15 protein-coding genes and 2 riboswitches are annotated in these 12,934 nt (G+C 38.3%); of the genes, 13 read left to right on the top strand and 2 right to left on the bottom strand.

The window, feature by feature from the left end; genetic code table 11:
* Positions 1-85: 85 nt before the first annotated feature.
* The 5 genes from fliD (at position 86) to CZ487_RS26410 (ending at position 3,930) form a co-directional block, all read left to right on the top strand.
* Positions 86-2,293, top strand: coding sequence for a flagellar filament capping protein FliD (gene fliD / locus CZ487_RS23490; RefSeq protein ID WP_077214800.1), 2,208 nt, complete (start codon positions 86-88; stop codon positions 2,291-2,293).
* Between the two features lie 16 nt (positions 2,294-2,309).
* Positions 2,310-2,711: a flagellar export chaperone FliS gene (gene fliS / locus CZ487_RS23485; RefSeq protein ID WP_077214799.1), complete on the top strand. Its 402-nt coding sequence runs from the start codon at positions 2,310-2,312 to the stop codon at positions 2,709-2,711.
* Positions 2,711-3,058 (top strand): flagellar protein FliT, encoded by a 348-nt coding sequence (gene fliT, locus CZ487_RS23480; RefSeq protein WP_077214798.1) that lies wholly within the window; start codon positions 2,711-2,713, stop codon positions 3,056-3,058. The genes fliS and fliT overlap by 1 nt, the downstream gene beginning before the upstream one ends.
* A 441-nt stretch (positions 3,059-3,499) precedes the next feature.
* Complete coding sequence (locus CZ487_RS27790; protein ID WP_139339606.1) at positions 3,500-3,631, top strand: MFS transporter; 132 nt, start codon at positions 3,500-3,502, stop codon at positions 3,629-3,631.
* 128 nt (positions 3,632-3,759) lie between these two features.
* Positions 3,760-3,930 (top strand): MFS transporter, encoded by a 171-nt coding sequence (locus CZ487_RS26410; RefSeq protein WP_139339605.1) that lies wholly within the window; start codon positions 3,760-3,762, stop codon positions 3,928-3,930.
* 165 nt (positions 3,931-4,095) lie between these two features.
* On the opposite strand, the gene CZ487_RS27335 is transcribed toward CZ487_RS26410, so the two are convergent.
* Entirely contained in the window at positions 4,096-4,254 is a 159-nt protein-coding gene (locus tag CZ487_RS27335) for a hypothetical protein (RefSeq protein WP_202617868.1), read from the bottom strand.
* 236 nt (positions 4,255-4,490) lie between these two features.
* Between CZ487_RS27335 and CZ487_RS23475 the strand changes: the two genes are divergently transcribed.
* Positions 4,491-5,366 carry a LysR family transcriptional regulator gene (locus tag CZ487_RS23475; RefSeq protein WP_077214797.1) on the top strand — a complete coding sequence of 292 codons (876 nt, stop codon included), beginning with the start codon at positions 4,491-4,493 and terminating at the stop codon, positions 5,364-5,366.
* 191 nt (positions 5,367-5,557) lie between these two features.
* Here the strand turns inward: CZ487_RS23475 and CZ487_RS23470 are convergent, their stop codons facing one another.
* Positions 5,558-5,773, bottom strand: a complete 216-nt coding sequence (locus CZ487_RS23470) for a hypothetical protein (RefSeq protein ID WP_077214796.1) — start codon at positions 5,771-5,773, stop codon at positions 5,558-5,560.
* A gap of 146 nt (positions 5,774-5,919) precedes the next feature.
* Positions 5,920-6,003, bottom strand: a riboswitch (cyclic di-GMP riboswitch).
* Between the two features lie 273 nt (positions 6,004-6,276).
* On the opposite strand from CZ487_RS23470, the gene CZ487_RS23465 reads away from it, so the two are divergent.
* From CZ487_RS23465 to CZ487_RS23435, 7 genes are all read left to right on the top strand, one after another.
* On the top strand, positions 6,277-7,476 hold the full coding sequence (locus CZ487_RS23465; RefSeq protein ID WP_077214795.1) for a CynX/NimT family MFS transporter: 1,200 nt from the start codon (positions 6,277-6,279) through the stop codon (positions 7,474-7,476).
* Positions 7,477-7,692: 216 nt separating this feature from the next.
* Complete coding sequence (hpf, locus tag CZ487_RS23460) at positions 7,693-8,241, top strand: ribosome hibernation-promoting factor, HPF/YfiA family (RefSeq protein ID WP_077214794.1); 549 nt, start codon at positions 7,693-7,695, stop codon at positions 8,239-8,241.
* A gap of 134 nt (positions 8,242-8,375) precedes the next feature.
* Positions 8,376-8,476: riboswitch (cyclic di-GMP riboswitch) on the top strand.
* A gap of 105 nt (positions 8,477-8,581) precedes the next feature.
* Positions 8,582-8,989: a hypothetical protein gene (locus CZ487_RS23455; protein WP_077214793.1), complete on the top strand. Its 408-nt coding sequence runs from the start codon at positions 8,582-8,584 to the stop codon at positions 8,987-8,989.
* Between the two features lie 33 nt (positions 8,990-9,022).
* Positions 9,023-10,006, top strand: coding sequence for an HD-GYP domain-containing protein (locus CZ487_RS23450; RefSeq protein WP_337189779.1), 984 nt, complete (start codon positions 9,023-9,025; stop codon positions 10,004-10,006).
* Between the two features lie 240 nt (positions 10,007-10,246).
* Positions 10,247-11,719, top strand: coding sequence for a GGDEF domain-containing protein (locus CZ487_RS23445; protein ID WP_077214791.1), 1,473 nt, complete (start codon positions 10,247-10,249; stop codon positions 11,717-11,719).
* 105 nt (positions 11,720-11,824) lie between these two features.
* Entirely contained in the window at positions 11,825-12,391 is a 567-nt protein-coding gene (locus CZ487_RS23440; protein WP_077214790.1) for a chromate transporter, read from the top strand.
* Positions 12,388-12,918, top strand: coding sequence for a chromate transporter (locus tag CZ487_RS23435; RefSeq protein WP_077214789.1), 531 nt, complete (start codon positions 12,388-12,390; stop codon positions 12,916-12,918). Before CZ487_RS23440 ends, CZ487_RS23435 begins: the two co-directional genes overlap by 4 nt.
* Positions 12,919-12,934: the final 16 nt, after the last annotated feature.

Raw genomic sequence — 12,934 nt, 5'->3', positions numbered from 1 at the left:
TCTTTTTGACTTGAAAATAAAGAAAAGAGGTCGATAAGAATAATAGTATAGTTAAGAGAGTATGGACTTATAAAGGAGAGAAACTATGGCTGGTTTAAGAATTTCGGGCTTAGCAACAGGCATGGATATAGATAGTATTGTTAAAGATTTGATGCGTGCGGAGAGAGTACCTTTCGATAAGATTACTCAAAAAAAGCAAACCCTTGAATGGAAGCGGGATGCTTATCGGGAGATGAATACGCTCTTGTTATCTCTTCGTGAGGAATCATTGAATATGCGTTTGCCTTCGTCTTTTTTATCGAAGGTGTCAACGTCTTCAAATGAAGCGAGAATAACGGCTGTTTCTTCTGCTGCTGCAGGTAATTCAACCTATACATTCGAAAAAGTAGATCGTTTAGCATCAGCTGCAACGAATGCCAGTGAAAACTCGATTTCTAAAGATGGTGAAAAGATTGATACGAAAGCGAGTATTTATTCATTGCAGTCAAAGTTTGCTGGTTACCCCGCTTCTATTGAATGGAAGCGAACTGATGAAGGGGTGGATGAAACCGTAGAGGTGTCAAGAGCAGGGAAGACCTTTAAACTCGCAAATTTATCAGGTGGTACAATCATTAGTGGAAGTGTTTCGAATAGTATTTTGGTTGAGCATGAAGATGGCAATGTTGAATTTACAAGGTCATTGAGTAAGGATGATTTAGCAGAGAATGAGTTTTTTATAGATGAAAAGACCGGAATTGTAACTTTTGGTGAGGATCTTAAGGCAGATAGCAGCTTTAACCTTACTTATCAATACACCCAACAGGATTCATTAACAGCAAGTACTGATAAGAATGAGTATCAGCTAACACAAGCTGGAATTACAGGGGAAAATGGTGTTAAGACACTTAAGGTAACAACATATGAAAAAAACGCAGATGGAACAATTAAGAAGGGTGCGAATGGTGCCCCTATAATTAAAAAGAGTTCCGAGTATAAAACAACTGGGGATAAGGATGCGGGTACGTTTCTAGTATATGATGCAACAAAAGAAACATATACTAGTAATGATGGAGCTGTTACCATTGATGGGCATACAGGGAAAGTTACATTCAATGACACTGACAATTTTAAATTAGAACAAGGCGCTAAAATAGAAGCTGATTATTCTTACAATTACTTCGAAATCAAGATGGAAACTTCTACTTCAAAAGGAAAGGTACAGGAATCCTTAAAAGTAAATGGTGGAGATTCGTTTGATAGTATTATGTCTAAAATCTCAAATTCTGATTTTGGGGTTAGTGCCTTTTATGATGAATACTCTGATAAAGTCACATTAACTCGTACTGAGACGGGCGATTTTAATGCAAACGAGTATAATCTAGACGGTACGTTAAAGACTAGAAATACAGAAATGAATTTTATGAATGATCCTTTTATGAAAAACCTTTTGCAGCTTCATGGTAGGAATGAAAAAGGCGGAGAAGACGCCAAATTCACCATCAACGGCTTAGAAACGGGCCGTCACTCCAACTCCTTTGATGTCAACGGAGTTACTTTTACCTTAAAAGAAACGTTCAGTGATACATCTGTGAAGATCGGTACAAAAACCGACACAGACAAAGTCTATGAAAATATTAAGAAATTTGTTGATAAATATAACGAGACAATTGAAAAGGTTAATAAAAAAATAGGTGAAGAGACATTCCGTGATTATGCACCTCTTACTTCTGAGCAAAAAGAAGCTTTGAGTGAGAAAGAAGTCGAGCTTTGGGAGGAAAAGGCGAAAAGTGGGTTAATTCGCAGAGATCAAACCCTGTCTGGTGTCTTAGACAAAATGCGGAATGATTTTTATACTCCGGTTAATTTTGAAGGGGATAGTGAGTATAAGCAGCTAACAGCGATTGGGATTACTACCACAAACCTTTATAATGTGAATAAAGGGAAGCTAGAAATTGATGAGGACAAGTTAAAAGAAGCTATTAATAATGACCCGGATGCTGTATATAAGCTTTTTGCTAACGATAGTGAAAACTATTCGGAAAAGGGAATCGCTAGAAGGCTGCGGGATTCGTTGACCACCGCTATCCAATCAATCGAGGAAACGGCAGGTAATGATATTAAGACTAACAGTCAGTTTACAATTGGAAAAAACTTAGATGATATCGAAGACAGAATAAGCGATTTCGAAAGAAAACTCGGACAAGCAGAAGAGCGTTACTATAAACAATTTACAGCGATGGAACAAGCGATACAAAAAATGAATCAACAATCATCATATATGATGCAGCAACTAGGTATGTCTCAGCAACAGTAAAAAGGAGTGAACAAGAATGGCCATTAACAATCCATACCAAACCTACAAGCAAAATTCTGTGACACAGGCTACTCCTGCAGAACTAACGTTAATGCTTTATAATGGAGCACTGAAGTTCATTAAGCAGGCTAAGGTAGGAATTCAAGAAAATAATATTGAGCAAAAAAATCTCTATATCCAAAAAACGCAAGCAATTCTCCAAGAGTTAATGGTGACCCTGAATACTGACGTGGAAATTTCAAAAAATATGATGAGAATGTATGATTATATGCTTAGTCAATTGATTCAGGCTAATATACAAAATGATGTAAAATTACTAGACGAAGTGGAAGGTTTCTTTGTTGAATTTAGGGATACATGGAAAGAGATGATTCAACAAAGCCGACAGAAGGGTCTCAAACAAGGGAATCATGCGTAATGAATAAGTTTCAGGAAATTTATGACCTCACTCTGATCATATCTGACATTTTAAAGAACACTGGAAATAAAGATCGAGATCACTTAATAGAGGAGGTTACATCCTTAATTAATAAAAGGCAAGTAATGCTTGACCAATTACAGCCTTCATATAGTGATCAAGAAAAATTGCTTGGAACTAAAATTGCTGAGTTAGATCAGGAAAATAATAAATTGCTGAAAATGGTTCTGAATGAAATCAAACGTGATCTCACTAATTTAAAAAAACGAAAAAGCACTCAGAATAGATATGAAAATTCATATGCAAGAGTATATAATGATGGGGTCTTTTTGGATAAAAGGAATTAATGAGGGGACCTTTAAAATGCCAAATAATTGATAAATGGAGCAATCAATAATGGTTGCTTTATTTTTCGTCTTTTAGGGTGTAGAGAATTAATTAAGCTTCAAAAACATTTTTTGCCTTGTCTACAAATATTCCACTTGGATACGACAAACTAATTGGACTATGATGAAAAAGTAATTATTTATTCTAGTTATAAGCGAAAAATCAAATGGAACACAACCTAGCTCAACCAAAAATAAAATCATGATACCTCTTTTGGCTGGTATCGGGTATTGTTCTGGTTGCATTTAATTTGCGGCCGGGAATTACGTAGGTCGGCTCGTTAATAGGCATGATCAAGCGGATGTTGGTCTTGCCTATTTGGAGTGCGGGATTGTTACAATGAAAGTGCCTCGCTGCTAGAAATGTTGAGCAAAGATAAATTTCCACAAAGGTTCGGCCTGATGACAAGTGTGTATTCGACATCGATGGGGCTGTTTGCTTCTTTAGCGTCTGGGCTCAGTATCCCTTTAGCGCAGGATTTACAGCTAGGCTGGCAAGGAGCCCTTATTGTTTGGGGAATACCACTATTCTAGCAATTATCCTTTGGACATATTTAGTCAAAAAGGATCAAGATGGAGAAAAGAAAGGCAGATAAAAGGTGTTAAAACTGCTAGCCATTAAATGTGGCGATCCACTCTTGCCTAGCAGGTAGCTCTTATACATGGGCTTTCAGTCATTCTTGTTTTATGTAACCGTTGCTTGGCTACCGCAAATCTTGCATGATCAAGGGTTGAGTTTAGAAACCGCAGGCTGGATGTTATCGTTTAGCCAATTGATGGGACTGCAGGCTGGATTTATTGCCCTAGTAATAGTTGGACGGGAATCCTTTTAAAATACAGCACAGTGTCTTCCGTAAAATATAAAGGCCAGATCGTTAGGATCTAAATTAACTAACAATCAGGCCTTTTTTAGTGTTATTTGTTTTAGTCTGTTTATTATAACCAGTGGATGGGGCGGCTGTCTTTACAGGAATGTAATAGGATAGAAAGAAGATATATTAAGCTGCTTCCTGTGTAAAACAAGGGTCATTGAAATAGATCACTTCGGAAAGAATTGCACAGCCCTCAATGTTTTTTAGAGCCTCTCTTGCCTCTTGTTCCGTTTTAAATTCATATTGAGAGATATTTGAATCTAAATATCTAGTGATAATCCACATAATAAAATCCTCCTGTTTTTTTAAAGTTTTTATTTGTCCTGCAACCGGGTGGGTAAAAAAATTCTTGTATATACCTTTAAGACGATTTAACTTTAATGAAGTCTCTGTCTAATGTTTGAAATGCCGTTATTGTTTGCTACGGACTAATCATAATGCAATAATGGAAATAAATAAAATGCTAAAAAGTTATAATGAGATATAAAAAAATATTATATCGAAGAAGTTGGGTGGAAATTGTGGATTATCGTGATTGGGAAATACTAAGGGTTCTCTATAGTCAGAAGAATCTAACGAAAGCGGCACGGCTTTTGTTTATTACCCAGCCTGCATTAACGAACCGTTTGAAGCACATGCAGGAAGAATTAGGTGTTAAAATCGTAATCCGTGAAAGCAGAGGAGTGCATTTTACCCCAGCGGGAGAATATTTAGTTCGTTGTGCGGAAGATATCCTTGATCAATATAATCAAATAAAAGAGCATGTCAGGAATATGAGTAATCATGAAGAAAATGAAGTTGCAGGGACATTGAAATTGGGTGTATCCACCTTCTTTGCTAATTATGAGCTGGCACCTATTTTAAAATTGTTTAAAGACCAGTATCCACATGTGGAATTTAAGGTGACGACAGGCTGGAGCAAAGATGTCACGCAGCTTATTCATAATAAGGATGTACATGTCGGCTTTGTACGAGGTGACTATAGTGGCAGAGGACTAAAGAAACATTTATTATTTGAAGAAACCGTTTCGATTGCATCAAAGCAAGAGGTTGATATTGTTGATTTGCCTCATCTCCCTAGAATTGACTATAGCGGAGATTACTTATTAAAATCATTAATTGACAATTGGTGGGCCGAAAACTATACACAGCCACCATATATCAGTATAGAAGTAGATCAGGCTGATACTTGTAAAGAAATGGTTCTAAATGGGTTAGGCTATGGCGTCTTGTCAGGAAGGATGCTTAAGGATACAGATGAATTATGTGAAATTAATTTAAAGGACCAAAATGGAAATCCTATCCTTCGTAAAACATGGATGTACTACTATAAGGAATCCTTGGAATGGAAAGTCGTAAAGACTTTTGTCAATTTTATAGAAAATAAAGCATGGTGAAGCAGGGGGATGTGCCTCTCACTCCTAGAAAAAGACGGAAGCGGCAAAATATCTATTATTTCTTGTAATGAATAATCTTGCTTCGCTAATGTTAACAAATTGATTCTAATATTTAAAAAGGAGAGCATCAAATTTTCAACTAATGAATGCTCTCCTTTTATGTTAAGTTAACTTATTTTGACATAGGTTTATTAGTTATTCTTCATCATCAAATCAATCGCACATCTCAAATTTTTCAAACACTCCACTCGGATTCTTTCATCACAAACGAAGTCATCTAACACTTCACTCTCAATCCTTGTAGTAATCATTGATACCGGGATTTCATTAACGCTTGTTTGATTCTCCTGAAGAAAGTTAATGATTTCCCTTTCAAAAAATTCTACACTGCCAAAAAACACAGTCATTCTCTTGATTCTCCTTCCTAGTTTATTGACTGATCTATCAGTCTTTAATACTTTATAGACAACAAAAAAGCCTAACCAAAGATTGGTAGACTGTATGATAAAGGCCATGCTTTTATATGCATATCATAAGTAGTAGTTTCCAACCATTTGGCAACCCGACGATCATAGCATAACACCTTAGACTCGTGGCTTTGCGTCCTTATCTTTCAATAAGTTTGCCTTTATCAAATTCATACTTTAATAATAAAACTTTAGTAGGAATATTCCAATATAATCCGACAAATATTTACAAAAAATTTACTAAATGGTTATTTATACCTAAAGCTTTGTCACTGTGACGACCCGATATTTGGCGAATGAAAGTTCTTTACAAAAAGTTATGAGAAAGTTTTAGGATAAGTAGCCGTTTGAGGTTTACTTATCCTTTTTTTGGCGAACTAGGTAACACTTAAAACAATTATGATATAGTTACTAAGGATTCTAGTTACAAGGAGAACATACAGATGGAACACAACTTAGCTCAACCAAAAATAAAATCGTGGTACTTATTTTGGCTCGCAGCGGGCATTGTCCTCGTCGCCTTTAACTTGAGACCTGGTATTACTTCTGTAGGTCCGTTAATCGGCATGATTCAAGCTGAAGTCGGCCTTGCCCATTGGAGCGCAGGTCTACTAACAAGTCTGCCACTAATCGCATTTGCCGTCGTCTCGCCAGTCGTTCCCAAAATAGCTAATAAGCTGAACAACGAACGGACATTGCTCCTCGGAATGGTGGTCTTATTAGCCGGTTTTTGCATTCGCTCAATTTCAATGACACCTACTTTATTCGGGGGTACGCTTCTAATCGGTATCGGCATCGCGATCGGAAATGTCTTACTTCCAGTTGTCATCAAAGATAAATTCCCACAGAAGTTTGGTCTGATGACCAGTGTATATTCGACATCAATGGGCCTGTTTGCCTCATTAGCATCGGGACTAAGTGTCCCTTTAGCACAAGGTTTACAGCTGGGCTGGCAGGGAGCTCTCATTGTTTGGGGAATTCCAACTGTTCTAGCGATCATCATTTGGACATACCTTGTTAAAAATGGTCAAAATGGCAGTAGTCAATTAAAAGGGGTTAAGACTGGAGATCATCAGATGTGGCGATCACCTCTTGCCTGGCAGGTTGCCTTATACATGGGCTTTCAGTCCTTCATGTTTTATGTCACTGTTGCTTGGCTCCCGCAAATTCTACATGATCAGGGGCTGAGTATTGAGACCGCAGGCTGGATGTTATCGTTCACCCAGTTAATCGGACTGCCTGCTGGATTTATCGCGCCGGTTTTAGCTGGACGAATGCGTTCACAGCAGTGGATTGCTGCAGTGTTAGGGAGTTGTTCTCTCATCGGGTATTTAGGACTGTGGTTTGGATCAACTTATTCCATTCTCGTGATCAGTATTATTTTCATCGGAATTGGACTAGGAGGAACTTTTCCATTAGCGTTAGCTTTTTTAGGAATGCGCTCAAGAAATGCCAAACAAGCATCAGAATTATCAGGGATGGCACAGTCAATCGGTTATATTTTGGCAGCTGCAGGGCCATTGCTGATAGGCACTTTATATGACGTAACGCATGTCTGGGACATCCCGATTTTAACCTTGATCATTGTCTCAATCATTGTTACTTTATTCGGCATTAGTGCGGGCCGAGACCGGTTTGTTTAAACTCTTAATTTACTCTTTTTGAACTCATGTAAATCAGTTCGTCACCAATTCGACAAAATTTTTGCAACTTTTCCACTGTTATAGCAGGAATATTATGGGGTAAAATAGAAGTATAATACATAGTCATTTTCTAGTAGTGATAGAGCCGTGATGGTGACTTGAAACGAGGGAAAAGAGACTGTATGTATTGTACTAAGGAAAAGGAGGAGTTCACTTATGAAATACAACGTTCGAGGAGAAAACATTGAGGTAACTCCAGCGATAAGAGATTACGTAGAGAAGAAAATTGCGAAATTAGAAAGGTACTTCACAGAAACTCCGAATGCTAATGTACATGTAAATTTAAAAACTTACAATGATAAACGATCTAAAGTAGAAGTAACCATTCCGATGACGAATCTAGTATTACGTGCAGAGGAAGATCATGATGATATGTATGCAGCAATTGACTTGATTACTGATAAGTTAGAACGTCAAATTCGTAAGCACAAAACAAAGGTTAATCGAAAGTTCCGTGAGAAGGGAAGCTTAAATGACCTTTTCGTTGTATCTGAACCAGTAGAAACACCTGTTGAAGATGATAACGATCTTGAGGTTGTTCGTCAAAAGAGCTTTGATCTAAAGCCAATGGACAGTGAGGAAGCGATTCTTCAAATGAACATGCTTGGTCATAGTTTCTACGTTTTTACAAATGCTGAAACAAACCAAACAAATGTCGTTTACAAGCGTAAAGACGGCCGTTATGGATTAATTGAAGCACAATAAGCACTAGGAGAAGAGCCCAGCCCTATACGGGAGCTGCGGCTTTTCTTTTATGTAAAAAGTGTCGAAAATTGTAGAAATATCCATTGATATTTCAAAACACTACCACTATAATGGAAACTATTGTTAAGAGAATAATGAGATAAAGGCAAACTTCTCGAAAGGGTAGGACGCAAAGCTTAGGGTCTAAGGTTGAAGGGGAATAACTCCAGTCAGCTATGATCGCCTGGTTACCGAATTTTTTCACAAGAACGATTTGGCTGCTATTCTTATAAATTAATAGAATAGTTTTTTTATTTTCTTCAATCAGCAGTTTGTTAATGTTGGGAAGGAGATGGAAATTTTGCATCAGGTTACAAAAACTGTTCAAAAACCAAAAAGCGTTTCGAGGATTGAACGAAAGAATTATTTTCTAAAACAGCTTCATGAGGTACTGAACCAAAAGGGATATAAAAAGAGTGAATGTAAGAAAGTAGAGTTGGAATTAAAAAGGATTATAAATTACTTCATGAACTACACGGATATTAAAAAAGTCACTGAAATTAAATTGGAGCATGTTATAAAATATATGAAGCACTCCATAGAGGTAAGTTATTTAGAACTCTCCATAAAAGAACTGAAAAATGAAGTGATTCTTTTGCAATTTGCATTAAAAGGTTATACAAGAGAGGATCTTAGTATCGATTTATCGATCAGTAACTTTAATTTATGGACGCAGCTTTTGCCGCGTAAAAGTGTCAGTGGGAGTTAAAGGAAGTAAAAGAAAGGGGTTTTAGCAGTGCGAATGATTGAAATTGATGAATACAACCCTAGCACGATGCAGCTGGCTAAACCCATTTATGATTCACATAAGCGAATTTTATTAGCTGCAGGAAGAAGTATTCATCCTGAATATTTAAAGAGAATCAAAAAACTGAACGTTCGCTATCTATTTATTGAGGATGCTGAATCTGCAGGGATTACTTTGGATGAAATGCTCGATATGCCAACATGGATGGATACGATTGATATCACCCAAGAAGTATTTAATGAAGCAGGTAAAATAAAGAATATCACGCAGCCTACCTTAAGGAAGGTTCAGAAAACGATTGATAGACTTGTGACGGAGGTTCAAAAACGACCGTTGCTTGTGCTAATACCTTCAACTTCGATTGCAGAGGAATTAAAGCCTTTTGCTCATGGAGTGAATGTGGCGCTGTTGAGTTTGCAGATCGGCAGGAAAATGGGCTACAACATGCTTCAACTAAAAACGTTAGCAACCGGTGCGCTTCTGCATGATATCGGTAAGGCAATCAATAAGGATGTCGAAAAGCATCCAGTTCACGGGTTTGAACTATTACGAAATGTAAGTGAATTGAGTATCTTAGCGGCGCATGTGGCGTTCCAGCATCATGAGTCACTGAATGGAACTGGCTTTCCTCGAAGCATAGAGGGAAAACAATTTCATGAGATGGCGCAAATATGCGGGGTCGCTAATTTGTATGAAAATAGTATCTCAAAGGACATGCTTTCTCCGCATGAAGCGATGGAACTCATCATGACAAAAAGTGATAATACTTATAGTCACCCCGTGATCCAAGCGTTTTACAACGGTGTGCCTACATACCCGCCTGGAACGAAGGTGGTTCTTAATACTGGATCGGAAGGTATTGTTTATAAAATTGACAAAAACCTGCACCGCCCTACCGTACGAGTTTTTCCAACTCATGAGGAAATAGCCTTAGCAGAAAAGCCAACCATAATCATTGAGAAAATAGCTAGCAGTTAAAACTCATAAATAATCTTAATTAGCATCCTCCCCATCGGAGGGTGTTTTTTTGTTGAACTTAGAATCCATTAACACTACAACCACAGTGTAAATATTGAGTTCAAGCAAATAGAGTTGCTTTTAGCGACACGCTATTATAATTTAATTATATAGGACTAAAAACCTATAAAAGATTGATAGGATAGTTAATTATACCTGTTTAATAAATGGATTCATCCAGCAAGAAAGGTGTGATCGAACTTGGACCGTTTTAGGATGAAATTGGCCATCATTATGATTATTTTTGCTGTTGTGATTGCTTTTGGGAATTCCATCATTGACTACATAAGGCTGAAGGACGAGGTGTTAAAAAACAATCAGTTTCAAGTGCATCAAATTGAGGAGACGATTAATTATTCCTTAAGAAGTATTGAGAAGGCCTATTTCATTTTTGATGAGAATACAGAATCAAGGATGAAAGCTAGCACACAGCATTTACTAGCTTTATATGAAAGTAATCCTAGTTTTGAAGAATGGGATTTTAACGATTTAAAAGAGATGCTCGGGGTGGATATTTATATCATCAATGAGCAAAATGTCATTACACATAGCAGTTTTGATGAAGATATTGGCCTGGACTTTTCCAGCTGCTGTGCAAAGTTAGCGAAGGTTCTCGATGAGAGAAGAATGTCAGGGGAATTTTTTGCGGACGGAATGGACATTGAGCAGCAGACCGGAAAGATTAAGAAATATAGTTATATGGCCACGCCTGATAAAAAGTTCCTAGTTGAACTTGGATACACCTTGCAAGATGGTGTTATTTTTCATGAGTTTAATTTTTTAAATGTGATTAATGAGCTGGAGCAGCGCTATCATGCGATTGACGAAATCAACGTGTTGAATATGGGGGGCTATTCCTTAGGAACACCAGTGAAAGAGAAGAATTTAACAATGGAACGAAGAGAAGCGTTTGAAAAGACTTTAAAAACGCAGAGGACGAGTGAATTAAAAGTAGATAATACCATTTATCGCTACGTTCCTTATGTCTCGGATTTCGACCAAAGCTCAACAAAGAACAAAGTCATAGAAATTACTTACAATCAGAATGAGCTGCAGTCTATACTAGGCAAAAACCTGCAAACCTTTTTGGTTCAGCTCGTTATTGTCCTGATTGCAACCATCTTTATCTCTCTAATTATATCAAAATGGGTTTCGCGGCCGATGTACTTAGCTTTTCATGACAGCTTAACTGGACTGAAGAACAGGGCGGCCTTTGACGACATTCTCCAAAAACAACTCGCAGAAAACAAGGAAGGCATTGCCCTGGTGATCATTGATATTGACAACTTCAAATGTATTAATGATACGTTAGGACATGATGCGGGCGATCATTTTTTAAAAACCGTTGCTGAAAAAATTCAACGCATCGTTCGCAAAGAAGATATCACGATCAGGCTTGGCGGTGACGAATTTGTGCTGATCATGCCGTCTGCCACAAAGCAACTAGCGGGAGAAGTGGCTGAAGAAATAATTCAAGTGATTAAGGGGGTAGCGGAAGACTTGCAGCTCCCAACAGGACAGGTTACGGCGAGTGTTGGCATTGCACTTTCACTGGAACATGGAAATGATCCGGAGGTTCTTTATAAAAAGGCTGACCTTGCACTTTACGCTTCAAAAGAAAGAGGGAAGAATACGGTTCATATTTATCATGAAGGGTCAAACACCACTATATAATAGGATATAACCTGTATCTTTTTTAAAAGTTTGTAAATCAAACCCAATCAGGGGATGTTATAATTGAAAAAAATAACATCCTAGGGAAAGGGTGAACTCCAACAGATGAAGCAGCTGCAATTATTTTTAGCGTTTTTTCGCGTCGGGATTTTGGGTTATGGCGGCGGCCCTTCATCCATTCCGCTTGTTCATAAAGAGGTTGTCGAGAAATATAAATGGATGAATACGGATGAGTTTGGCGATGTTTTAGCGCTGGGGAACGCGCTTCCTGGTCCGATTGCCACGAAAATGGCGGGCTATATCGGCTACCGGGTTGGCGGCTATCTCGGAATGCTCAATGCACTTATTGCGAATATTATTCCAACGATTGCGTTGATGATTATTCTATTAACCGTGTTAAATAATTATAAAGATCAGCCGTGGGTCAACGGCATGGCGGCTGCAGTCGTACCGGTGGTCGCGGTGATGCTTGCGACATTAACATGGGATTTTGTAAAAAAATCAACGAAGTCCACACTAGGCTGGGGCTGGACACTTGCCTTTGTTGTCATCAGTTTAATTCTGCTGGAGCTGCTTTCGATCCATCCTGCCATTATTATTGTCGTATTATTGCTTTCAGCATTGCTTAAAAAAGATGGCGCAAAGAAGAAAAAGGAGACGAGGGTCTCATGATTTATTGGCAAATATTTCTAGCTTTTTTCATACCGGGTATTCTTGGCTACGGTGGAGGGCCAGCTTCCATTCCGCTGATTGAAAATGAAGTGGTTGACCGCTACGGCTGGCTGACTGTTAATGAATTCAGTGAAGTCTTAGCGCTTGGGAATGCGCTGCCAGGGCCGATTGCGACGAAAATGGCGGGTTATATCGGTTTTCAGCAAGGCGGTATCCTGGGTGCAATCGTCGGGGTATTTGCTGTCGTGGGGCCGTCTTTAATCCTCATGATTGCGCTGCTAGGCTTGTTGATGAAATATAAGGAATCTCCAAGGGTGAAAAGAATGACGACGTTAATTCGCCCGGTCATTGCTGTGCTCCTTGGTGTGATGACCTACGATTTCTTCTTTTCTGCTTATGACAGTGTCGGCCTTTGGCAAACGCTATTTATTGGGGTTGTCAGTTTTATTTTAATGGAAAAATTAAAAGTCCATCCGGCCTACGTGATTGTTGGTGCGTTAATTTACGGCGGATTGGTGCTGGCATAGGTTTCGTCGTCCTGTG

Origin of the sequence: Robertmurraya dakarensis (genome assembly GCF_900156875.1) — a bacterium.
Lineage (GTDB): Bacteria > Bacillota > Bacilli > Bacillales > Cytobacillaceae > Robertmurraya > Robertmurraya dakarensis.
The sequence above is the reverse complement of the archived record's forward strand: the minus strand, read 5'-3'. Positions and strand labels throughout refer to the sequence as shown.

Bases quoted from the DNA above. Each gene is read 5' to 3' on its own strand.
- CZ487_RS26410 (WP_139339605.1), top strand. From the start codon at position 3,760: ATGGGCTTTCAGTCATTCTTGTTTTATGTAACCGTTGCTTGGCTACCG.
- CZ487_RS23470 (WP_077214796.1), bottom strand. From the start codon at position 5,773: ATGACTGTGTTTTTTGGCAGTGTAGAATTTTTTGAAAGGGAAATCATT.
- CZ487_RS23435 (WP_077214789.1), top strand. From the start codon at position 12,388: ATGATTTATTGGCAAATATTTCTAGCTTTTTTCATACCGGGTATTCTT.
- hpf (WP_077214794.1), top strand. From the start codon at position 7,693: ATGAAATACAACGTTCGAGGAGAAAACATTGAGGTAACTCCAGCGATA.
- CZ487_RS23450 (WP_337189779.1), top strand. From the start codon at position 9,023: ATGATTGAAATTGATGAATACAACCCTAGCACGATGCAGCTGGCTAAA.
- fliS (WP_077214799.1), top strand. From the start codon at position 2,310: ATGGCCATTAACAATCCATACCAAACCTACAAGCAAAATTCTGTGACA.
- CZ487_RS23440 (WP_077214790.1), top strand. From the start codon at position 11,825: ATGAAGCAGCTGCAATTATTTTTAGCGTTTTTTCGCGTCGGGATTTTG.
- CZ487_RS27790 (WP_139339606.1), top strand. From the start codon at position 3,500: ATGACAAGTGTGTATTCGACATCGATGGGGCTGTTTGCTTCTTTAGCG.
- fliT (WP_077214798.1), top strand. From the start codon at position 2,711: ATGAATAAGTTTCAGGAAATTTATGACCTCACTCTGATCATATCTGAC.
- CZ487_RS23465 (WP_077214795.1), top strand. From the start codon at position 6,277: ATGGAACACAACTTAGCTCAACCAAAAATAAAATCGTGGTACTTATTT.
- fliD (WP_077214800.1), top strand. From the start codon at position 86: ATGGCTGGTTTAAGAATTTCGGGCTTAGCAACAGGCATGGATATAGAT.
- CZ487_RS27335 (WP_202617868.1), bottom strand. From the start codon at position 4,254: ATGTGGATTATCACTAGATATTTAGATTCAAATATCTCTCAATATGAA.